18 protein-coding genes are annotated in these 20,508 nt (G+C 72.5%); 5 read left to right on the forward strand and 13 right to left on the reverse strand.

The window, feature by feature from the left end; translation table 11 throughout:
• Positions 1–168 precede the first annotated feature (168 nt).
• Genes pdhA (DFH01_RS20500) through DFH01_RS20515 form a run of 4 tightly spaced genes read left to right on the forward strand, consistent with a single transcriptional unit; the run spans position 169 to position 4,451 of the window.
• The gene (pdhA, locus tag DFH01_RS20500) at positions 169–1,233 is read left to right on the forward strand and encodes a pyruvate dehydrogenase (acetyl-transferring) E1 component subunit alpha (protein WP_109872309.1); all 1,065 of its coding nucleotides are present in this window, start codon (positions 169–171) and stop codon (positions 1,231–1,233) included.
• Entirely contained in the window at positions 1,230–2,216 is a 987-nt protein-coding gene (locus DFH01_RS20505; RefSeq protein WP_109872310.1) for an alpha-ketoacid dehydrogenase subunit beta, read from the forward strand. The genes pdhA (DFH01_RS20500) and DFH01_RS20505 overlap by 4 nt, the downstream gene beginning before the upstream one ends.
• On the forward strand, positions 2,213–3,319 hold the full coding sequence (locus DFH01_RS20510) for a dihydrolipoamide acetyltransferase family protein (protein ID WP_109872311.1): 1,107 nt from the start codon (positions 2,213–2,215) through the stop codon (positions 3,317–3,319). The genes DFH01_RS20505 and DFH01_RS20510 overlap by 4 nt, the downstream gene beginning before the upstream one ends.
• 25 nt (positions 3,320–3,344) lie before the next feature.
• Positions 3,345–4,451: a Glu/Leu/Phe/Val family dehydrogenase gene (locus DFH01_RS20515; RefSeq protein WP_109872312.1), complete on the forward strand. Its 1,107-nt coding sequence runs from the start codon at positions 3,345–3,347 to the stop codon at positions 4,449–4,451.
• Between the two features lie 26 nt (positions 4,452–4,477).
• Here DFH01_RS20515 and DFH01_RS20520 read toward each other — a convergent pair whose 3' ends face one another.
• Genes DFH01_RS20520 through DFH01_RS20540 form a run of 5 tightly spaced genes read right to left on the reverse strand, consistent with a single transcriptional unit; the run spans position 4,478 to position 11,041 of the window.
• Positions 4,478–5,320, reverse strand: coding sequence for a hypothetical protein (locus DFH01_RS20520; protein ID WP_109872313.1), 843 nt, complete (start codon positions 5,318–5,320; stop codon positions 4,478–4,480).
• The gene (locus DFH01_RS20525; RefSeq protein WP_109872314.1) at positions 5,317–7,782 is read right to left on the reverse strand and encodes a Lon protease family protein; all 2,466 of its coding nucleotides are present in this window, start codon (positions 7,780–7,782) and stop codon (positions 5,317–5,319) included. Before DFH01_RS20525 ends, DFH01_RS20520 begins: the two co-directional genes overlap by 4 nt.
• A 2-nt stretch (positions 7,783–7,784) precedes the next feature.
• A complete protein-coding gene (locus DFH01_RS20530; protein ID WP_109872315.1) occupies positions 7,785–9,410 on the reverse strand; it encodes a bifunctional aspartate transaminase/aspartate 4-decarboxylase in 1,626 nt (541 codons plus the stop codon).
• A gap of 12 nt (positions 9,411–9,422) precedes the next feature.
• On the reverse strand, positions 9,423–10,142 hold the full coding sequence (locus DFH01_RS20535; protein WP_109872316.1) for a BON domain-containing protein: 720 nt from the start codon (positions 10,140–10,142) through the stop codon (positions 9,423–9,425).
• A complete protein-coding gene (locus DFH01_RS20540; RefSeq protein WP_199231306.1) occupies positions 10,139–11,041 on the reverse strand; it encodes a helix-hairpin-helix domain-containing protein in 903 nt (300 codons plus the stop codon). Before DFH01_RS20540 ends, DFH01_RS20535 begins: the two co-directional genes overlap by 4 nt.
• Before the next feature lie 222 nt (positions 11,042–11,263).
• Between DFH01_RS20540 and DFH01_RS20545 the strand changes: the two genes are divergently transcribed.
• Positions 11,264–12,367, forward strand: coding sequence for a CapA family protein (locus tag DFH01_RS20545; RefSeq protein ID WP_109872318.1), 1,104 nt, complete (start codon positions 11,264–11,266; stop codon positions 12,365–12,367).
• 38 nt (positions 12,368–12,405) lie between these two features.
• Here the strand turns inward: DFH01_RS20545 and DFH01_RS20550 are convergent, their stop codons facing one another.
• The 8 genes from DFH01_RS20550 to acsA form a co-directional block, all read right to left on the reverse strand.
• Positions 12,406–12,669 carry a hypothetical protein gene (locus tag DFH01_RS20550; protein WP_109872319.1) on the reverse strand — a complete coding sequence of 88 codons (264 nt, stop codon included), beginning with the start codon at positions 12,667–12,669 and terminating at the stop codon, positions 12,406–12,408.
• Between the two features lie 23 nt (positions 12,670–12,692).
• The gene (locus DFH01_RS20555) at positions 12,693–13,253 is read right to left on the reverse strand and encodes an HPF/RaiA family ribosome-associated protein (RefSeq protein WP_109872320.1); all 561 of its coding nucleotides are present in this window, start codon (positions 13,251–13,253) and stop codon (positions 12,693–12,695) included.
• Positions 13,254–13,399: 146 nt separating this feature from the next.
• The gene (gene ftsH, locus DFH01_RS20560) at positions 13,400–15,283 is read right to left on the reverse strand and encodes an ATP-dependent zinc metalloprotease FtsH (protein WP_408609210.1); all 1,884 of its coding nucleotides are present in this window, start codon (positions 15,281–15,283) and stop codon (positions 13,400–13,402) included.
• Positions 15,284–15,310: 27 nt separating this feature from the next.
• Positions 15,311–15,556, reverse strand: a complete 246-nt coding sequence (locus tag DFH01_RS20565) for an acyl carrier protein (protein WP_109872321.1) — start codon at positions 15,554–15,556, stop codon at positions 15,311–15,313.
• Complete coding sequence (locus DFH01_RS20570; RefSeq protein WP_109872322.1) at positions 15,553–16,707, reverse strand: dihydrolipoamide acetyltransferase family protein; 1,155 nt, start codon at positions 16,705–16,707, stop codon at positions 15,553–15,555. Before DFH01_RS20570 ends, DFH01_RS20565 begins: the two co-directional genes overlap by 4 nt.
• Positions 16,704–17,699 (reverse strand): alpha-ketoacid dehydrogenase subunit beta, encoded by a 996-nt coding sequence (locus DFH01_RS20575; RefSeq protein WP_109872323.1) that lies wholly within the window; start codon positions 17,697–17,699, stop codon positions 16,704–16,706. The genes DFH01_RS20570 and DFH01_RS20575 overlap by 4 nt, the downstream gene beginning before the upstream one ends.
• Positions 17,696–18,682, reverse strand: a complete 987-nt coding sequence (gene pdhA / locus DFH01_RS20580; RefSeq protein WP_109872324.1) for a pyruvate dehydrogenase (acetyl-transferring) E1 component subunit alpha — start codon at positions 18,680–18,682, stop codon at positions 17,696–17,698. Before pdhA (DFH01_RS20580) ends, DFH01_RS20575 begins: the two co-directional genes overlap by 4 nt.
• A complete protein-coding gene (acsA, locus tag DFH01_RS20585) occupies positions 18,679–20,490 on the reverse strand; it encodes an acetate--CoA ligase (RefSeq protein WP_109872325.1) in 1,812 nt (603 codons plus the stop codon). The genes pdhA (DFH01_RS20580) and acsA overlap by 4 nt, the downstream gene beginning before the upstream one ends.
• Between the last annotated feature and the right edge of the window lie 18 nt (positions 20,491–20,508).

Below are 20,508 nucleotides of genomic sequence, written 5' to 3' on the forward strand. Positions count from 1 at the left end.
GCGATGCCTGTCGGGGGAGGGCGGAATGGCTGGGCTGGCCGCGTTGCAACTGACCGTCCGCTTCGGGTTGCCCCGTGCTTGATCAAGGTCAAGGCCGGACGCGCCTTGCTTCGGGTCTAAGGTCTGCGTCTGCCCTGGCTTCTTCGCCAGCGCGGAGGGAGAACGCCCATGGTGACCACGACCGTCGCGCAGTTCTCGGTGACACTGCGGCGCCACCTGGATCGGGATGGCCGTTCCGTGGGGCCGCTGCCCGATTGGGCGGCTCCATGCACGCTCATCCCGCTCTACCGCGCGATGGTGCGGACGCGCGCCTTCGACCAGAAGGCCGTCGCCCTGCAACGTACAGGGCGGCTCGGCACCTATGCCTCATCGTTGGGGCAGGAGGCGGTCGGCGTGGGCCTCGCCGCGGCGATGCGGGACGACGACGTGCTGGTGCCGAGCTTCCGCGAGCACGGCGCCCAGCTCTGGCGGGGCGTGACGATGCGCGAGCTGTTCCTCTACTGGGGCGGCGACGAGCGCGGCAGCGATTTCGGCGGGCCGCGCCAGGACTTCCCCGTCTCCGTCCCGGTCGGCAGCCACGCCCCGCATGCCGCAGGTGTCGCGCTGGCCTTTCGCCTGCGTGGCGAGCCACGTTGCGCCGTCTGCGTGCTGGGCGACGGCGCGACCTCCAAGGGCGACGTCGCGGAGGCGCTGGTGTTCGCCGGCATCTGGCAGGTGCCGCTCGTGGTGGTGGTCAGCAACAACCAGTGGGCGATCTCCGTCCCGCGCACCCGCCAGACCGCGGCGGCGACGCTGGCGCAGAAGGCGATCGCCGCGGGCATCGAGGGCGAGCAGGTCGACGGCAACGACGTGATCGCCGTGCGCGACGCCGTCGCCGAGGCGCTGGAGCGCGCGCGGGGCGGCGGCGGGCCGCGGCTGATCGAGGCGCTGACCTACCGGCTCTGCGACCACACCACCGCCGACGATGCCAGCCGCTACCGCGACGATGCCGAGGTCTCCGCACATTGGCCGGAGGAACCGCTGCTGCGTCTGCGCGCGCATCTGCACGCCGCCGGCGCCTGGTCCAAGACGGAGGAGGAGGCGCTGCTGGCGGCATGCCGCGAGGAGGTCGAGCGTGAGGCGGCGGCCTGGCTCGCCACTCCGCCGCAGCCGGCAGCGACGATCTTCGCCCACACCTACGCCACGATGCCGGAGGAGCTGCGCCGCCAGGCGGCGGAGGCAGCGGTGGCATGACCGCGGCGGAACTCACCCTGGTGCAGGCGGTCAACGCCGCTCTGGCGCGCGCGATGGCGGACGATCCCGCCGTCATCGTGCTTGGCGAGGATGTCGGCGTGGATGGCGGCGTGTTCCGCGCCACCGAGGGCCTGCTGGCGCGCTTCGGCGATCGCCGCGTGCTTGACACGCCGCTGGCCGAGGCAGGCCTGGCCGGGCTCGCCATCGGCCTCGCCGCGCAGGGCATGCGGCCGGTGCTGGAGATCCAGTTCACCGGCTTCCTCTACGCCACGCTCGACCAGGTGCTGAACCACGCGGCGCGGCTGCGCAACCGCACGCGCGGGCGGCTCACCTGCCCGCTGGTGATCCGCGCGCCGAGCGGCGGTGGCATCCGCGCTGTCGAGCATCATTCGGAAAGTCCCGAGGCGATCTTCGCGCATGTCCCCGGCCTGCGCGTCGTCGTGCCGTCCTCCCCGGCGCAGGCCTATGGGCTGCTGCTCGCCGCCATCCGCGATCCGGACCCGGTGATCTTCCTCGAACCCACGCGGCTCTATCGCGCGTCGCGCGAAGCGGTGGCGGACGACGGCGCGGCGCTGCCGCTCGACCGCTGCCGCATCCTGCGCGAGGGCGTGGACGCAACCCTCGTCGCCTGGGGTGGCCTGGTGCCGGAGGCGGTGGCGGCGGCGGACACGCTGGCGGCCGAGGGCATCGGCTGCGAGGTGATCGACTTGGCGACGATCAAGCCGCTCGACGAGGCGACGATCCTCGCCTCGGTCGGCCGCACCGGCCGGCTGGTCATCGCGCAGGAAGCGCCGCTGACCTGCGGCGTCGCGGCGGAGGTCGCGGCCCGGATCGCCGAGCGCGGTCTTGCCGACCTGCGCGCGCCGGTCCAGCGCGTTGCCGGCTGGGACACGGTGATGCCGCTGCCGCGGCTCGAAGAGGCCTACCTGCCCGGCGCGGCGCGGATCGCAGCGGCGGTCCGTCGCGCGATGGCCTGGTCATGACCGTCTTCCGCCTGCCCGACCTGGGCGAGGGATTGCAGGCGGCGGAGATCGTCGCCTGGCATGTGGCCGTGGGCGATCATGTCGTCGCCGACCAGCCGCTCGTCTCGGTCGAGACGGATAAGGCGGTGGTTGAGGTGCCGTCGCCGCAGGCCGGCCGGATCGCGCGGCTCTGCGCCGCCGCGGGCGCCCGCATCCATGTGGGCGAAGCGCTGGTCGAGTTCGCCGATGCCGCGGCGCCCGATGCGGGTGCCGTGGTCGGCGCATTGCCCGAGGCCGCGAAGCCGCCACCCGCCCTGCCGGTAGCCTCACCTCAGCCGCGAGAGAGCGCGCCGCGTGCGATGCCGGCCGCGCGTGCGCTGGCCGCGCGGCTCGGCGTGGATCTCGCGGGCATTGCCGGAAGCGGGGCAGGCGGAACGATCACGCTCGGCGATGTCGAGGCCGCTGCGGCACGGGCCGACGCAGGCCCGACGGGCTTCGTGCCGCTCTCCGGCGTCGGCCTCGCCATGGCGCGCAACATGGCGCGATCCCGCGACGCGGTGGCGCCGGCGACGGTCTGCGACGATGCGGATGTCGAAGCCTGGCCGCCCGACGCGGACTTCACGATGCGCCTGGCCCGCGCGGTTATCGCGGGCTGTCGCGCGGCGCCGGCGCTCAATGCCTGGTTCGACGGGGAGGCGCAGGCGCGCCGGCTGCACGCGGAGGTGGCGATCGGCATCGCCGTCGAGACCGAGGCCGGTCTGTTCGTGCCGGTGCTGCGCGAGGCCGCGCGCCGTTCCATGGCCGAGCTGCGCAGCGATTTCGAGGGGATGAAGCGCGGGCTGGCGGACCGCTCCCTGCCGGCGGAGGCGTTGCGCGGCGCCACCATCACCCTCTCCAATTTCGGGTTGCTCGGCGGGCGCTATGCCGTGCTCAGCATCCTGCCGCCGCAGGTCGCGATCCTCGGCGCGGGGCGCATCGCGCCGCGGCCGGCCGTGCATGGGGGACAACTCGCGATCCGCCGCCTGCTGCCGCTGTCCCTCACCTTCGACCATCGCGCCGTCACGGGGGCGGAAGCGGCGCGCTTCCTAGAAGCCGTCATCGCGGACCTGGCGACGGCGAGTTGACACGACGCAGGAAGGGCGCGCCGGCATGACCGATCCGTTCAGCTTCGCCGACGATCTGGGGCCGGAGGCGGTGGTCCATGTCCACCACCCCGCGCTCGGCCTGCGCGCCGTGGTGGCGGTGGACAATACCGCCTGCGGTCCCGCGATCGGCGGGGTCCGCATGGCCGCCGATGCCGACGCGCAGGAGGCCTTCCGGCTCGCGCGCGCGATGACGCTGAAGAACGCCGCCGCCGGCCTGCCGCATGGCGGGGGCAAGGCGGTGATCATCGCCGATCCGTGGCAGCCAAGGGCGGCGAAGGAGGCGCTGGTGCGCGCCTTCGCGCGCGCGATCCGCTCGCTCGACGCCTACATCCCCGGTCCGGACATGGGCACCGACGAGACCTGCATGGCCTGGCTGCGCGACGAGATCGGCCGTGCCGTCGGGCTGCCGCGCGTGCTGGGCGGCATTCCGCTGGACGAGATCGGCGCGACCGGGCTTGGCCTCGCCACCGCCGTCGAGGTGGCGGCCGAGCGCATCGGGCTCACCTTGCGCGGCGCGCGGGTCGCCGTGCAGGGCTTCGGCGCGGTCGGGCGGAATGCCGCGCGCGAACTGGTCGCGCGCGGCGCCGTGCTCGTCGCGGCGAGCGACAGCACCGGCACCGTGGCCGATCCCGCGGGCCTCGACGTCGCCGCGCTGTGCCGCCTGAAGCTTGCCGGTGGCGCGCTGCGCGACCACGACCGGGGGCGGAAGGGGCCGCCCGACGATCTGCTGGCCGTGCCCTGCGACATCTGGATTCCCGCGGCGCGGCCCGATGTGGTGCGGGCGGACAATGTCGGCATGCTCGACGCGCGCCTGGTGGCGCAGGGCGCCAACATCCCCTTCACGCCGCAGGCCGAGGCGGCGCTGCAGGCGCGCGGCGTCCTCGTGCTGCCCGACTTCATCGCCAATGCCGGCGGCGTCATCTGTGCGGCGGTCGAATACGCCGGCGGCAGCGAGACGGAGGCGCTGGCCCGCATCGTCGAGCGGATCCGGCGCAACACGGCGGCGGTGCTGGACGAGGCGGCGTCGGGTCGGACCGCGCCGCGTGCCGCCGCCGTCGCGCTGGCCGAGCGGCGCATCCGCCAGGCCATGGCGCTGCGGCGCTTCCGGTAGCGTGCCCGGCCGCGTGACGGGCGGTCCTAATCGAACAGCAGCGGCACGCCGCGCGCCTCGGAGAGCTTCGCCGCACCCTGCCACGCCGCACCGCGTACGAAGCGGCGATCGAGCATCAGCAGCCGCTCGCCCACGTCGTCGAGCGCGCGCAGGAGTGCCTCGACGCTGGGCTCGCCGAGCCTCCGCACGGAAAGCCGCTGCTCCGCGCCGCCGGCGGAGCGGCCCGCCTCGCCCAGCGATCCGTCGGCCGCCTCCGCATCCTGCACCAGCGCGACGAGTGTCTCGCCGGTTGCCGCGGCAAGCGACGCCGCCGCGCGCGCCCGCTGCTCGGTGCCGGTGCCCAGCACCGCCGCGACCGGGCCGCGCCGCCGCGCCAGCCTCGAGGGCAGCAGCAGCGTGGTCGCCGGCGATTCGATCGCGGCGCGCCAGGCGGCGGCGAAGCTGCCGCAGGCCCGCGCCGAGGCCTCGCGCGGGACGGCGAGCACCACGACATCCGCGCCGCCGGAGATCCCTGCCACATAGCCTGCCGGGTCCGCGCGCACTGTGTGGAACTCGCTCGGCACCTCGAAGCGGGAGGCCTGCTGGCGGAGCAGCGCCCGCAGCCTGTCGGCAGCGCTGCGGAATTCCGCGTCGAGCTGCGCCGGGTCGAGCGCCGACCAGGCTTGCGACGGCAGCCGCAGCTCGCGCGCGAAGGGCAGCGCCGCCAGGCGCTGCACCGCCTCGTCCTCGACATAGATGCCGAGGAGGTCGCGGTGCAGCAGGTGCGCAAGCTCGGCCGCCGTCGCGATCGCCTCCTGGTCGTGGGCGATGTGGCAGAGATCGAGCAGCAGCCGCGCCCGCCCCGCCGTGCCCTCGGGTGCGGTGGTCATGGATATGCCTCGCGGCGCTCGCCGTCTCCGCCGAGCATGGCGCGGCGCTGCTCGGCGAAGGCGCCGAGGCGACGCTCGACCAGGGCGTTGATGCCGCCTTCGGGGAAGGCGCCATCCGGCCCGCGGACCCCGGCCTCCCGCCCGAGCAGCAGCGACGTGGCCTCGTCGATGCCGCGCACGGCGTGGACGGCGAAGCGCCCGGCTTCGCAGGCGGCCACCACTTCGCGATCGAGCATGAGGTGCTGGACGTTCGACTCCGGAACCAGCACGCCCTGCGTGCCGGTCAGGCCGCGCGCGGCGCAGAGCTCGAAGAAGCCCTCGATCTTGTCGTTGACGCCGCCGATGGCCTGGATGTCGCCATGCTGGTTGACCGATCCGGTGATCGCCAGGTCCTGCCGCACCGGCAGCTCCGCGAGCGCGGAGAGCAGCGCGACAAGCTCGGCGGCGGAGGCGCTGTCGCCCTCCACGCCGCCATAGGACTGCTCGAACACCAGGCTGGCATGCAGCGCGATGGGGGCCTGCAGCGCATAGCGGCCGGCGATGAAGCCCGCGAGGATCAGCACGCCCTTGGAGTGCATCGGGCCGCCGAGCTCGACCTCGCGCTCGATGTCGATGATGCGTCCGCTGCCCGGCCGCACGCGCGCGGTGATGCGGCTCGGGCGCCCGAATCCCTGGCTGCCGAGCGCAACCACGCTGAGGCCGTTCACCTGGCCGATGCGGCTGCCGGATGTGTCGATCAGGGCGATGCCGCGACGCATCGCTTCCTGGGAGAGTTCGCGCAGCCGGCTGCCGCGGTGCCGCTGGGCCGCGATGGCCTGCTCGATGTCGTCGCGCGAGACGAGATCGCGACCGGCGCGCTTCGCCAGATGCGCCCCTTCGACCACCAGGTCGCGCAGCGCCTCATGCAGCAGCGTGAGCCGGGCCGAATCCTCGGCCAGCCGCGAAGCCTGCTCGACGACGCGCAGGACGGCGCCCTGCGCCAGCGGCGGCACTTCCTCCCGGCGGGCCAGCGTGGCGACCAGCCGCGCGAGCAGCGCCTCGTTCTCTGGCGTGCGCTCGATCGCGTCGTCGAAATCGGCCAGCACCTTGAAGTGGCGCTCCAGTTCCGGATCGAAGGCGGCGAGCAGGTGATAGAGCAGCCGGTCGCCCACCAGCACCACCTTGCAGTCCAGCGGGATCGGCTCCGGCTCCAGCGAGACGGTGGTGGTGAGCCCCACGAAGCGGGCGACGTCCTCGATCACGATGCGCTCCTGCGCCAGCGCGCGCTTCAGCGCGGCCCAGCTGAACGGCTCGGTCAGCAGCGCGCGGGCGTCGATCACCAGCGTGCCGCCATTCGCGCGATGCAGCGAACCCGCCCGCACCATGCGGAAATTGGTGACCAGCGCGCCCTGCACGGGCAGGTGCTCGATGCGCCCCAGCAGGTTGCTGAGCGTCGGATGCAGCTCCTCGACGACGGGCGCGCGCTCCCCGCTTCCCTCCGGCTGGGTGACCAGTACGTTGACGTCGTAGCGATCGAAGGGCGAGCCCATCCTGAGGCCGGCCGGCAGCGGCTCGGCTTTGTCGTTCTCGCCATCGAGAAACAGCGCGAAATTCTCCAGCAGGTCGGCCCGCACCGCATCGAAATGCGCGACGACGCGCGGCAGGTCGGCGAAGGGCGCGGAGGCCTCGGAGACGGCTTGGTCGATCACCACCATCGCGGTCTCGCGCTGCAGGGCGCGGATCGCGTCGCGCCGCTCCTTCTCGATGCGCGGCACCGCGCGCAGCGTCGTCTCCAGCTCCTTCTCGATTTGCTCGACCACGCCCCGCACCGCCTGCTGGCGCTCGGCGGGCCAGGCGTTGAAATCCTCCGGCGGCACCACCTTGCCGTCCTTCAGCGGCGCCACTGCGAACCCCATGGGCGTGCGGATGATCGCGACGCCAAGCTCCGACGCCTTCTCGCCGAGGCTCTCGAAGGCGCGCTCCGCCTCCCCGTGGAACCTCGCTTCGACGGCGCTGCGGCGGCGCTGGAACTCCTCGCTCTCGAGCGTCGCGGGCAGCGCGGCGCGAAGGTCGTCGATCATCTCCGCCGCCGCGGCATCGAGCGCCGGCGCGCGGCCTGACGGAAGCGCGATCGCCATCGGCTGGTGCGGCGCGGCGAAGTTGTAGACATAGACCCAGTCGCTCGGCGGGGTCCGGTGGCTCGCGGCCTCGTCCAGCAGTGGCCGGATCGCCTCGGCGATGCGGGCGCCGGTCTGGCCGATGGCGAAGATGTTGAAGCCGCGCGCGGCGATTCCGGTGCCGAAGCGGATCGCGGCGTCGGCGCGCTCCTGTGCTTCCATCCCGCGCAGCGGCTCGAGGTCGGCGCTGGTCGCGAAGCTCAGCCGGGAAAGGTTGGCCTGCCGATAGAGCGCGCCGGCGGGCAGCCCTGGCGGCAACTGCGAGAGGGACGATCGCACCGCCCCGTCATCCGTTCCGGACGCCATGCCTATGCTCGCTCCCCGTTGCTTGCCGCGCCTTTTGCGGGGCCGGCCGCCGCGGCACGGGCATACTCCTCCGCTATGGCGCGGATGGCGCGGCCGATCTCGTCATAGGCGGCGTCCGGCAGGTTCGCGAAGGACACGCGCGCGGACCACCCCGGCGCGTGGAAGCCGCCGCCATTCAGCAGCACGATGCCGTGACGTTCCGCCAGGCGAAACACCAGATCGAGCGGATGCACGTTGCGCGCCACCCAGGCGGCGACCTCCTCGCCGAGATGCGTGCGCAGCCAATATCCGAGATCGATCAGACCATAGTAGTGGTCGAACAGCGGGTTCGGCTGCCCGTCGATGCCGAGTGCGTGCAGCAGCGCGTCGGAGCGCCGGCGCAGGATCGCCCGGCAGGCCTCGCGATAGTCGCCCGTCTCATCCATCAGCTCGGACAGGGCGAAGAGCGTCATCATCGCCTGCTGCGGCGGCGACAGGCCCGCCGTGTGGTTCAGCCCGACATCGCGGCTGTCCGCCGCCATGCGGTCGAGGAGGGCAAGCCGCCTGGGTTCGGGTGAGAGCGCCGCGTAGCGCGCATCCTGCGCCTCGGCCGCCGCATCCGGCCGCGCCGCGAGCATCGCGTCGAGGATGTTGTCCTCCTGCAGGGCCACCACGCCGAGGCGCCAGCCGGTGCAACCGAAATACTTGGAGAAGGAGTAGAGCCCGATGGTGTTGCGCGGGGCCTCCGCCAGCAGCGAGCGGAAGCCCTCGACGAAGGTGGCGTAGACGTCGTCCGTCACCACCAGCAGGTCGGGCCGAGGCCCGCGCAAAATCGCGACGATCCGCTCCAGCACGCGCGGCTCGAGCGCAACCGAGGTCGGATTGCCCGGATTGACCAGGAAGAACGCCTTGATGCGCGGATCCTCGAGCTTCGCGAGTTCCGCATCGGAGAACTGGAAGCGATCCTCCGCGCGCGCCTGCACATGCGTCACGCGAAGGCCGTACTCCGCCAGCCGCGTCAGCTCGATATAGGGCGTGAAGAGGGGGCAGCCGAGGGCGATGGCGTCGCCCGGCACCAGGATGCGGTTGGCGCGCAGCGACCGCAGCAGGTAGCAGATGCCCGCCGTCGCGCCCTCGGTCGCGAACAGCCGGAAGCGGCCCGGCAGCGTCGCCCCGCCGCAGACGACCTGCCGCAGATATGCCTCCACGATGGTCTCGGCATGGGGCAGCATGCGGACGGGCATCGGGTAGTGGCTGCCGGCGACCGCATCGGCGAGCTCGTGCACGAAGGCGTCGGCGCGGAAGCCGAACCGCGCGACGGCCAGCGCGATCGCGGCCTGCAGGAAGCCCGCGCCCGGCGCTTCCGCATGCTGCGCCAGCCATGCATCGCAGCGCGCGGCGATGCCGTCCGGCTGCGGCAGCCCGCCGAGGCCGGGCGGCTGGTCCATGCTGCGCCGGCTTTCCGCCATGGTGAACTGGCCGAGCAGGAAGAAGGCGTCGCGCGGCGCGGTGGCGAGCCAGTTCGGGTTGCCGCGCCCGGCATCGAGGAACAGCCGCGCGCCCTTCCGGTCGGTCGCGAGCCGGATCAACTCGTCCTTGATCTCGAACGGGCTCATCCGTTCATAGGCGGAGAGGGTCCTGGCCTGCATCGCCGGCCTCCCTCAGGGTTGCACGTCGAGCCGGTTCAGCACGGCATCCACGCCGAAGACATACCAGGCATCGGCCTCCGCCAGGTGGCGTTCCTGCTCGCTCGGCACCGAGCCGAGCAGCGTCACCTCGCCCGCCCGCGTGCCGACCTCGATGGCCGCGCTGGCGACCAGCGGATCCTTCTCCAGCACCTGGCGCACGGTGTCGGTGATGGCGCCGTCATCGTCCGTCTCGGGCGGGCTGACGCCGAGGCCGTTGACGACGTCGCGGCTGCCCGGCACCCACCAGGCGAGCACGCCGGCGAAGCGCTTGCGGCCGTGCCCCGCGACCTCGCCGTCCAGGGTCACCACGCCGTCCTGCACGCGGACCTCGATACGCCCGGTCGCGCCGTCCGTGTCACGGATCGTCTCCAGACGGTCGCCGTTCCACGCTGCGATCGCGCAATCCGCCAGCACCGGCTCGCCAAGCAGCGCATCGCACAGATGCGTGCGGATGGCGCCATCGCCCATCGGCACCGCCGGGCGCACATGCAGCCGGTCCACGATGTCGGCGCCCGAGGCGCGCGCGGCCGCGCGCAGGGCCAGCTTCTTGCCCGTGACGTGGTCCACCTCGCCCTCGACCAGCAGGTCGCGGCCGAGGAAGGCGAGATGGATCGGGCCGCCGGTCGGGCGGATGCGCGGCTCCGAGTCGATCGCGGCGCGGATGCGGGCCAGCCTGTCCGTGTCGCTGCTCATGATGCCTCCCTCCCTTGCCCGTAGGGCGCCATGGATTCGCATTCGGCCTCGCGTCCGCGCACGGTGCGCTGGCCGCGCAGCGCGCCATGTGTCTCCGTCACCACAGTGCGGCGACCCTCGGGCCGGCCCTCGCGGTGGAAGTAGATGACTATCCAGTCCTCCACCTTGCCGAGCCGATGCGCGAGGGCGGTGTTGGAGCGCAGCGCGGTGAGGTGCCAGTCGCCGCGGCGCGTGTGCAGCACCGGCAGCGAGGCCTCGCCGGACGGATTGAATCGCTTCGGCGCGATCTGCGGCAGTTCATCGCGTGCCGCGCGCTCGCGGTACTCGCGGTCGATGTCGAGCAGCAGGTCGACCGGCGGCTCCTGCGTCGTGTCCAGGACGACGGCCGGACGCAGCCGGCCGAGCATGCCGGCAAGCGCGCCGCGCACCATCGCCGCGCGACGCTCGCCGAAGCCGCGCAGCCCGGCAAGACGGCCGTCATGCGCCGCGGTTTCAAGCGCCTCCAGCGTCTCGATGTGCAGATCCTCATGGATGCGGTGCGCAAGCCGCGCGCCGATGCCGGGCACCAGGCGGAACAGATGCTCCGGGTCGGCGCTGCCGCGCAGGCGGTCGAGATAGGCCCAGCGGCCCGTGGTCAGCATCTCCGCGATCGCGGCGGCGATCGAGGGGCCGACGCCGGGAATGGCCTCCAGCGCCGGCCGGCCACCGGCCTCGGCGAGTGCGGGAAGATCCTCGCGCAGCGCCATCACCGCCTCCGCCGCGCGGCGATAGGCGTTGGCGCGGAAGGGACCGTCGCCCTGGGCGGCGAGGATGTCCGCCGCCTCGCGCAGGCGCTCGGCGACCTGGCGGTTCTGCATCGTCGCGGTGCGCCCCGTTCGAGCTTCCTTGCTGCCAGGCATGGAGACCGCACTGCCTCAGGAGATCCGATGCATGCTAGGCTGGCGGCGCGGCCGGGTTCTTGCGCTGGCGCAATTCGCGCGGCCCCACGGCGCAGCGCATGGACCCTTCATGCCATGCGGCGTGTCGCGGAAGCGCGCGTCACGCGATCGTGCTCGAAGGATGGCGAGGGAGGGGTGGCCGCCATCATGGACGATGCTGTGCCTGCGGGAGGAACGACGCGGATGCACAGCGTGGCGTTGACCGGCGACGTGATGCTCGGGCGCGGCATCGACCAGATCCTGCCGCATCCGGGCGACCCGGCGATCCATGAGTGCCACGCGCGCTCCGCGCTGACCTATCTCGCTTTGGCGGAGCGGCGGAACGGCCCGATCCGGCGCCCCGCCGGGTTCGCCTATGTCTGGGGCGACGCGCTGCCGGCCCTCCGCAGCGCCGCGATCCGCATCGTGAACCTCGAGACCAGCGTGACCACCAGCGACAGCCCCGAGGCGAAGGGCATCCACTACCGCATGCACCCCGACAACATCGGCTGCCTGCGGGCGGCCGGAATCGAGTGCTGCGTCCTGGCCAACAACCATGTGCTGGACTGGGGCCGCGGGGGGCTGCTGCAGACGCTGGGCACGCTGGCGCAGGCCGGCATCGCCACCGCCGGCGCCGGCCGGAACGCCGCGCAGGCGGAACAGCCGGCGGTGATGCCGCTCAGTGCTGGCGGGCGCCTCCTCGTCCTGGCCGCCGGGACGACGAGCAGTGGCATCCCCGCGGGCTGGGCCGCGACGGCGACGCAGCCGGGCGTGCATCTGCTGCAGGAGCCGCTCTCCGCCGCCGTCCCGCGCCTGGCGACGCTGCTGCGCGCGGCGAAGCGGTCCGGCGACATCGCGGTCGCCTCGATCCACTGGGGGCCGAATTGGGGCTACGACATTCCGCGCGAACTCCGTGACGCCGCGCATGCGCTGATCGACGAAGCCGGGTTCGACGTCGTGCATGGCCATTCCTCGCATCACCCGCTCGGGATCGAGGTGCACCGCAATCGGCTGATCCTCTACGGCGCCGGCGATTTCATCAACGACTACGAGGGGATCGAGGGCTACGAGGAATTCCGCGGCGATCTCACGCTGCTCTACCTGCCCCGGCTCTCCGCCGCGACGGGCGAGCTGCTCGGGCTGACGCTGGTGCCGTTCCGCATCGGCCGGTTCCGGCTGAACCGCGCCTCCGCCGCGGATGCGGGATGGCTGCGCGACACGCTCGACCGCGAGAGCCTCCGCTTCGGGACGCGGATCGGCATGGCCGCCGACGGCACGCTCGACGCCGCCTGGCGCGGCGCCGCGTGACGCGCCGTCTTCCCTCTCGTCGACGCTCTACGCGGCGTTCAGTCCCTCTCGGGTTTGAGCTCTGCCGCCTCCAGGATCGCCATCACCGCGGTGACCGTTGCCTCCGCGCCGCGCCGCGCCGCCCGGCCGACGGCGTCATCCTCCTGCAGGCGCGTGAAGGCCTCCAGCACGTCCGCCGCACTCGCCCCGGTTCGCTGGATGTCGATGAGCAGCACCTCGTCCAAAGGACCCAGGATGCCGATGATCTCGTCGCGGCTGGCAGGCCCGGCTCCGGCGTTGCCCTCGCGCCGTTGTTCGTCCATCGCGCTTCTCCCTCGCTGTCGCTTCAGGGGTTCCGGCCGGCCGGATGCACGACGCTGGCCTGCGGGCCCTTCTCGCCCTCGGTGACGGACAGGCGGACCGGGTCGCCGACATGCAGGCGGTCGAAAGCGTGGCCGGCGACGCTGTTGCGGTGGAAATAGACCTCCTGCCCATCCGCGGTCTCGATGAAGCCGAAATCCTCGCCGGCGACGAAGCGGGCCACGCGACCATGCGCCAGCACCGGCGGGTTCGGGCTCGTCCGGTGGTCCTGCCGGCGCACATGGTCTTCCAGCTGCCGCACCACCGCATCGAAGGCGTCGCGCACCGCCACATAGGGATCCTCATGGGCGTGGTCATGCGGGCTCTCGCGGGTGACGACGATGTCGCCGCGCGGCACGAAGACCTCCAAGCGGGCACGGAAGAGCCGCCCCTGGCGCTGGTGGCGGTGGGGCGCCTCGACCGTGACGTGGCAGCGCAGGATGTCGCGCTCGAAGCGATCGAGGCGCGCCGCCTTCTCGCGGATGCGGTCCTCCAGCGCCGGCGATGCCTCGATGCCCTTGAAGGTGATCTGCAGCGGAACGGCCATGTCTCGCTCCCTATGCCGCCGGCGCTGCGCCGCGCGACGCCCGGCGTGCCCGACACCGAGGAAAGCCTAGTCGCCCGGGCGCGGATTGCCTTGACCGACGTCAAGCCGGACGGCCGCTATCGTCGACAACCGGGCGCCCATGCACTTCAACGACGCGTGATCCCAGGCGGCGCGGTGTCGCCGCGCAGGGCGGGAAGATCCTCGGCCGTCACCGTCTCGCGCAGCAGAAGCTGGCCCACGCCTTCCTCCAGTTCCGCGCGCCGTGCGGCAACGATCGCCTCGGCACGGCGGGCCGCCTCATCCACCACGTCGCGCACCGCAAGGTCGATCTCGCGCGTGGTCTCCTCGCTGACCTCGGCGCGCATCGGCGGCAGCGCGACCTCGCCGAGGAAGGCGTGGCGCGGCGGCGCATAGGCGCGGCTGCCCAGCGCACCGCCCGCCATGCCGTGGCGCGTCACCATCTCCTGCGCGACCTCCGTCGCGCGCTGCAGGTCGTCCGCGGCGCCGGTGGAAACGTCGCCATCGAACACCAGCGCCTCCGCCGCACGCCCGCCCATCAGCACGGTGATCCGGTTCTCCAGGTCGCTGCGGGCCAGCAGGAAGCGGTCCCCGGTCGGCCGCTGCATGGTGTAGCCGAGCGCGCCGACGCCGCGCGGGATGATGGAGACCTTCAGCACCGGGTCCACGCCCGGCAGCGCGGCGGCCACCAGCGCGTGGCCCATCTCGTGCACCGCCACGCGGTGCCGCTCGGCCGGGCTCAGCACGCGGCTGCGCTGCTCGATCCCGGTGAGCACGCGCTCGACGGCCGCCAGCAGGTCCTGCTGCGCCACCGCCTCCGCCCCTCGGCGCGTGGCGGCCAGCGCGGCCTCGTTGAGCATGTTGGCGAGATCGGCGCCGGTCGCGCCGGGGGTGACGCTCGCGACCATGTCGAGATCGGCCCCCGGTACCAGGCGGATGCGCCGCGCATGCACCTCGAGGATCTGCAGGCGCCCCCGCCGGTCCGGGCGGTCCACCAGCATCTGGCGGTCGAAGCGGCCGGCCCGCAGCAGGGCGGGGTCCAGGATCTCCGGCCGGTTCGTCGCCGCCAGCAGGATCACGCCGGCGCTCGGGTCGAAGCCGTCGAGCTCGGCGAGAAGCTGGTTCAGGGTCTGCTCCTTCTCGTCGTAGCCGCCGCCCATCAGGCCGCCAGCGGCGCGGCTGCGCCCAAGCGCGTCCAGCTCGTCGATGAAGATGATGCAGGGCGCGGCCTTCCGGGCTTCCGCAAACAGGTCGCGCACCCGCGCGGCGCCGACGCCCACGAACATCTCCACGAATTCCGAGCCGGAGATGGAGAAGAAGGGCACGCTCGCCTCACCGGCGACGGCGCGCGCCAGCAGCGTCTTGCCCGTGCCCGGTGGGCCGACCAGCAGCACGCCTTTCGGTGCGCGGCCGCCGAGCCTGCCATATCCCTTCGGATCCTTTAGGAACGAGACGATCTCCTGCAGCTCGGCCTTCGCCTCGTCCACGCCGGCCACGTCGGCGAAGGTGACCTTCGTGTCGGATTCCACATAGGCCCTGGCGCGCGAGCGCCCGACGGACATGAGGCCGCCGAGGCCGTGCCGGTCGACGATGGACCGGCTCATGAGCATCCAGAAGACGTAGAGCAGCAGGAACGGCCAGACCCAGGAGAGCAGGGCGGCCAGTGGCCCCGCCGGCGGCTCCCCGCGGACGACCGTGACGCCGCGGCTGCGCAGCTGGTCGGCTAGCGCGGGGTCCACGCGCACCGTCGCCACTGCCCGCCTGCCGTCTGGCAGCGGCTCGGTAAGCCTCGCGCGCAACAGGTCATTCGCTACGGTGACCTCCGCGACCCTTCCCTCTGCGAGCAGGCGCTCGAACTCCGACCACGGCATCGGCGCGCCTTGCTGGCTGCCCGCCCAGAAGGCCTGGAGCACCACCGCCGCGACGACCGCGCCGATCAGGTACCACATCGCGGTCGGCGGCTTGCGGGCCTCCCGTGCCGGTTCGCGGCGGTTGCGCTGCGGCGTGTTCACCTGGGCAGTCCCTTCGCGTGCTCCGCTTCAGTGCGCCTCAGCCTGGAAATAGGTCGCCAGGCCGTCCAGCGTCAGCAGCTTCGGATAGTCCGCCTCCGGGATCGGATGGCCGGTCCGCTCATGCAGCGCGGCGACGAAGTTGAGGATGTCCATCGAATCGAGGTCGAGCGCCTCGCGCAGGTCGGCATCGCCCGGCACCGTCGAGAGATCGGCTTCCGGCGCGATGCCGCCGAGAATGTCGGCGACCAGTGCCAGTGTCTCGTCCCGCGTCACGGCTCCTCCGGCTTCTGCAGCAGCGCCTCGATCCGCGCCAGCAGCAGCCCGCCGCGATGGCCGTCCGAGGCGCGGTGGTCGCCAGCAAGCGTCAGCGTCGCGACGCGGCGCGGCACGACGGCGCCGGCGACCACCCAGGGCCGCTCCACGATGCGGCCGAAGCCGAGGATCGTGACCTGCGGCGGATGGATGATCGGCAGCACGCTCTCCGCCCCACGGTCGCCGAGGCTGGTCACGGTGATCGTCGCATCGGTCAACTCGGAGCCGCGCAGCCCGCCGCCGCGCGCCCGCGCAACCAGGTCGCGCATCGCCACCATTAGCGCGTCGAGTGAGAGGCGGTCCGCATCCCGGATCGCCGGCGCGACGAGCCCGCCGCCGCGCAGCGCCACCGCCCAGCCGACATGCACGCCCTCGGCGGCGCGAAAGGCGTCATTCTCCCAGAAGCCGTTCAGCTCGGGCGTCTCTGCCACGGCACGGGCAGCCGCGTGCAGCATCATCGCCGCGGGCAGCAGGCGCTCGGGCGGTGCGCGCCCGGCATTCAGCCGCGCCAGCCGTTCCAGCCCGGGCGTGAGGTCCACGGTCTGGCTGAGATAGTAGTGCGGGATCTCGCGCTTGGATCGGCCCATCGCCGCAGCGATCGCCTTGCGCATCCCGACCGGGTCGAAGCCGCTACTACGGCGCGGTGGCGCCTGCGGCAGATCGGCGAGGCAGATCGCGCCCTCCACGCCGGTGCCGCGCAGCCCTTCGAGCGGCAGGCCGAGCGCGGCGGCGCGGCGGCGCGCGGCGGGCGTCACGCGATGCCGCGAGGCAGGTGGCATGGCTATGGGAGGCGGCGGTGGCGGGACCGGCGCGGGCGCGGCGGCCCTGGGCGGCGCGGCCGGTGCGGCCGCGCTGAGCGCCGGGGGTGGCCCGCCCGCCGCGACATCCAGCCTCGCGAGCAACGCGCCGACCGGCACGCGGCTGCCCGGCGCGACGACGAGGTCGCGCAGCACGCCATCCTCGAAGATCTCGATCTCGATCGCGCCCTTCTGCGTCTCCACCACCGCGACGATATCGCCGCGATGCACGCGCTCGCCCGGCGCGACCTTCCACTCGACCAGCGTGCCGGCCTCCATGTCCGCGCCGAGGGACGGCATGCGGAACTCGCTCACGGGGCAGGCCTCGCCAGGCCGCGCGCCGCCTCCGCGATGCTCCCGGGCTGCGGCAGCGCGGCCTGTTCGAGATGCGCGGCATAGGGGATTGGCACCTCGCGCGAGCAGACGCGGCGGATCGGCGCGTCCAGCTCGAAGAACGCCTCCTCCATGATGCGCATCGCCACCTCGGCCGAGAGCGAGCCGGAACGCCAGCCCTCGTCCACGATCACCACGCGGCGGGTGCGCGCCACACTCTGCATGATCGTCGCGGTGTCCAGCGGGCGGAGCACGCGCAGGTCGATCACCTCCGACTCGATGCCCTCGCGCGCGAGCGCCTCGGCGGCGTCCAGCGTCTTGAACAGGCTGCCGCCATAGGTGACCAGCGTGACGTCGTGGCCCGGCCGCCGGATGCGCGCGCTTGCGATATCCACGCCCTGCACGGCGGGATCGAGCTCGCCTTCCATGTTGTAGAGCATGATGTGCTCGAAGATCAGCACCGGGTTGGGATCGGCCAACGCCGCGGCCAGCATGTGGCGCGCATCCTCGATGGTGGCCGGCGCCAGGATGCGCAGGCCCGGGATGTGCGCGAACCATCCCTCCAGGCTGTGCGAGTGCTGCGCGGCGAGCTGGCGCCCTGCGCCGGTCGCCATGCGGATCACCAGCGGCACGGCGAACTGCCCGCCCGACATGTGCGGGATGGTTGCGGCGTTGTTGAGAATCTGGTCCAGCGCGAGCAGGCTGAAGTTGCAGGTCATCACCTCGACGATCGGGCGCAGCCCCGCGATCGCCGCGCCGATGCCGGCGCCCACGAAGGCGCTTTCCGACAGCGGCGTGTCGCGGATGCGCGCCTCGCCGAGCTCCTCCAGCAATCCCTTGGTTACCGCGTAGCAGCCGCCATAGCGGCCGACATCCTCGCCCATCAGGAAGACGCGCGGATCGGCCAGGATCGCCGCGCGGATCGCCTCGCGGCAGGCCTCGCGATAGGTGATGCGGGCGGGCGCGGTGCTCATTGCGGCACCTCGTCCATCGTCACGAAGCGTTCGAGTTCCTCCACCGGCTCCAGCGTGCCAGCCTCGGCGAAGGCGACGGCCTCGGCGACCTCCTGCTCCACCTCCGCCTCCAGTCTCTCCATGTCGCCGGCATGCAGGTGGCCGGCGCGTTCCATCCAGTCGCGCAGGCGCGGGATGGGGTCCTTGGCGCGCCAGGCCTCGATCTCCTCCTTCGTGCGGTAAAGCTGCGCATCGAACATCGAATGCGCGCGGAAACGGTAGGTGCGGCATTCCAGGAAATGGGGCGTCCCGTCCGCGCGGATGCGCTCGACCGCGCGGCGCGCGGCGACCTCGACGGCCACGGGGTCCATGCCGTCCACCGCCTCGCCGCCCATTCGGTAGCCCGCCGCCTTGTGCCAGATGGAGGTCTCCGCCTCGGCGATGCCGAGCGGCGTGCCCATCGAATAGAGGTTGTTCTCGCAGACGAAGAGCACCGGCAGGCGCCAGAGCGCGGCGAGGTTCATGCTCTCGTGGAACTCGCCCTCATCGGCGGCACCTTCGCCGAAGAAGCAGGCGGTCACTGCCTGGCGCCCCTGCATCCGGTCGGCCAGCGCGAAGCCGAGCGCGAGCGGCAGCCCGGCGCCGACGATCGCGTTGCCGCCGCAGAACCGGCGCCCGTGGTCGAAGATGTGCATCGAGCCTCCGCGGCCGCGGCAGACGCCTTCCTGCATTCCGAACATCTCCGCCATGAGTGGGCCCATCGGGATGCCGCGGGCGAGCGCCTGGCCGTGCTCGCGATAGGTGCCGACGACCGCGTCCTCGGGCCCGAGCGCCTGCATGACGCCGACCGCGACCGCTTCCTGCCCGTCGTAGAGATGCAGGAAGCCGCGGATCTTCTGCGCCTGGTAGAGTTCCGCGCACTTCCCCTCGAAACGGCGGATGCGCAGCATCTCGCGCAGCAGGCGCAGGCCATGCGCGCGGTCGAGATGGACCTTCGTGCTCATCGCTCGTCGCTCTCCAGGGTGGAGATGTCGCCTTCGGGCAGGCCGAGTTCGCGCGCCTTCAGCAGCCGGCGCATGATCTTGCCGCTGCGCGTCTTCGGCAGGTTGGCGCGGAAGTCGATCTCCTTCGGCGCGACCGCGGAACCGAGGCGCTTGCGTGCATGGCCGAGCAGCTCGCGCCGCATCGCCTCGTTCGCCTCATGGCCCGGCTTGAGCGCGACAAAGGCCTTGACGATCTCGCCCGCCATCGGGTCGGGCTTACCGATCACGCCGGCCTCGGCCACCGCGGGGTGTTCCATCAGCGCGCTCTCGACCTCAAAGGGGCCGATCAGGTGGCCGGAGGATTTGATGACGTCATCGGCGCGCCCGACGAACCAGAAGTAGCCATCCTCGTCCCGCATCGCGAGGTCGCCGGTCATGTACCAATTGCCGACGAAGCATTTGCGGTAGCGCGCCTCCTCGTTGAGGTAGCCGCGCATCATCGAGGGCCAGCCCGCCTTCAACGCCAGCTCGCCCTCCTGCATCGGCGCGGTCACCTCGCTGACGCCGCCGTCCTCATCGCGCTTCAGGATGGCGGCGGTCACGCCGGGCAGCGGCCTGCCCATCGATCCGGGCTTCACATCCATCGCCGCGTAGTTCGCGATCATGATGCCGCCTGTCTCGGTCTGCCACCAATTGTCGTGGAAGGGCATGCCGAAGGCCTCGACGCCCCACAGCACTGCCTCGGGGTTCAGCGGCTCGCCGACGCTTGCCATGAAGCGCAGCGCCGAGAGGTCACGGCCGGCCAGCGCGGCCGTGCCGAGCTTCATCATCATCCGGATCGCGGTCGGCGCTGTGTACCAGACGCTGACCCGCTCGCGTTCCAGCACGTCGTACCAGCTCTGGGCGTCGAACTCCGCCTCGACCACCAGGTTGGTCACGCCGTTGGCGAGCGGGGCGATGATGCCGTAGCTGGTGCCGGTGACCCAGCCAGGATCGGCGGTGCACCAGAAGACATCGTCGGGATGCAGATCGAGCGCGTAGCGGCCGGTCATCGCATGCATCACCACCGCCTCGTGGACATGCACCGCGCCCTTCGGCCGCCCGGTGGTGCCGCTGGTGAAATGCAGCAGCGCCAGGTCCTCGGGGTCGGTGGGCGGGATGACGAAGTCCGTGCCCGCCGCCGCCATCATCGCCGTCCAGTCGCGCGTCCCAGGCACCGCGGTCGCGGCGCCGCCCTCGCCGATAAGGACCACATGCCGCAGCTGCGGCAGGCGCGGGCGCAGAGCCTCCACCTTGCGGCGATAAAGCGCCTCCGTAGTGACCAGCACCTCGGCCTCGCCGATCTCAAGCCGCATGGCGATCGGCTCCGGGCCGAAGGCGGAGAACAGCGGGCAGACCACGCAGCGCGCCTTCAGCGCGCCGAGCACGGCGAGGTAGAGCTCCGGGATGCGTCCGGCCATCACGAAGACCCGCGCGCCGGGCCGGAGGCCGAGCGATTGCAGCGCATCGGCGACGCGGTTCGACTCCGCGCGCAGGTCGCGCCAAGTGAAGTCGCGCTCGCGCCCGCGGCCGATCCAGCGCAGCGCCGTGCGGTCGGCGCGCGGGCCGGCGGCATGGCGATCCACGGCCTCATGCGCGATGTTGAGGCCGGCGCCGTTGGGCAGGCCGTCGAGCAGCGCGCGCGCCTTGTCCCAGCCGAAATCGCGGTAGGTCGCCGCGTAATCCGCGAGATTCGGCCGCATCCGCGCAGCCGCGGCCGCCTTCACGATGCGGGCATGACCGCCGAGCGGCGCTGCGGCACCGGGGGACGACGCTGCGGGTGGTTTCATAGCGCCTGCTCCCTCCCT

The sequence above is a fragment of the Falsiroseomonas bella genome (genome assembly GCF_003173615.1).
GTDB lineage: Bacteria > Pseudomonadota > Alphaproteobacteria > Acetobacterales > Acetobacteraceae > Falsiroseomonas > Falsiroseomonas bella.

What these genes read in the sequence shown, in the direction of transcription:
- pdhA (WP_109872309.1), top strand. Translation starts at nt 169, where the DNA reads ATGGTGACCACGACCGTCGCGCAGTTCTCGGTGACACTGCGGCGCCAC.
- DFH01_RS20520 (WP_109872313.1), bottom strand. Translation starts at nt 5,320, where the DNA reads ATGACCACCGCACCCGAGGGCACGGCGGGGCGGGCGCGGCTGCTGCTC.
- DFH01_RS20540 (WP_199231306.1), bottom strand. Translation starts at nt 11,041, where the DNA reads ATGCCTGGCAGCAAGGAAGCTCGAACGGGGCGCACCGCGACGATGCAG.
- DFH01_RS20550 (WP_109872319.1), bottom strand. Translation starts at nt 12,669, where the DNA reads ATGGACGAACAACGGCGCGAGGGCAACGCCGGAGCCGGGCCTGCCAGC.
- DFH01_RS20505 (WP_109872310.1), top strand. Translation starts at nt 1,230, where the DNA reads ATGACCGCGGCGGAACTCACCCTGGTGCAGGCGGTCAACGCCGCTCTG.
- DFH01_RS20525 (WP_109872314.1), bottom strand. Translation starts at nt 7,782, where the DNA reads ATGGCGTCCGGAACGGATGACGGGGCGGTGCGATCGTCCCTCTCGCAG.
- DFH01_RS20515 (WP_109872312.1), top strand. Translation starts at nt 3,345, where the DNA reads ATGACCGATCCGTTCAGCTTCGCCGACGATCTGGGGCCGGAGGCGGTG.
- DFH01_RS20535 (WP_109872316.1), bottom strand. Translation starts at nt 10,142, where the DNA reads ATGAGCAGCGACACGGACAGGCTGGCCCGCATCCGCGCCGCGATCGAC.
- acsA (WP_109872325.1), bottom strand. Translation starts at nt 20,490, where the DNA reads ATGAAACCACCCGCAGCGTCGTCCCCCGGTGCCGCAGCGCCGCTCGGC.
- pdhA (WP_109872324.1), bottom strand. Translation starts at nt 18,682, where the DNA reads ATGAGCACGAAGGTCCATCTCGACCGCGCGCATGGCCTGCGCCTGCTG.
- DFH01_RS20545 (WP_109872318.1), top strand. Translation starts at nt 11,264, where the DNA reads ATGCACAGCGTGGCGTTGACCGGCGACGTGATGCTCGGGCGCGGCATC.
- DFH01_RS20510 (WP_109872311.1), top strand. Translation starts at nt 2,213, where the DNA reads ATGACCGTCTTCCGCCTGCCCGACCTGGGCGAGGGATTGCAGGCGGCG.
- DFH01_RS20575 (WP_109872323.1), bottom strand. Translation starts at nt 17,699, where the DNA reads ATGAGCACCGCGCCCGCCCGCATCACCTATCGCGAGGCCTGCCGCGAG.
- DFH01_RS20530 (WP_109872315.1), bottom strand. Translation starts at nt 9,410, where the DNA reads ATGCAGGCCAGGACCCTCTCCGCCTATGAACGGATGAGCCCGTTCGAG.
- DFH01_RS20555 (WP_109872320.1), bottom strand. Translation starts at nt 13,253, where the DNA reads ATGGCCGTTCCGCTGCAGATCACCTTCAAGGGCATCGAGGCATCGCCG.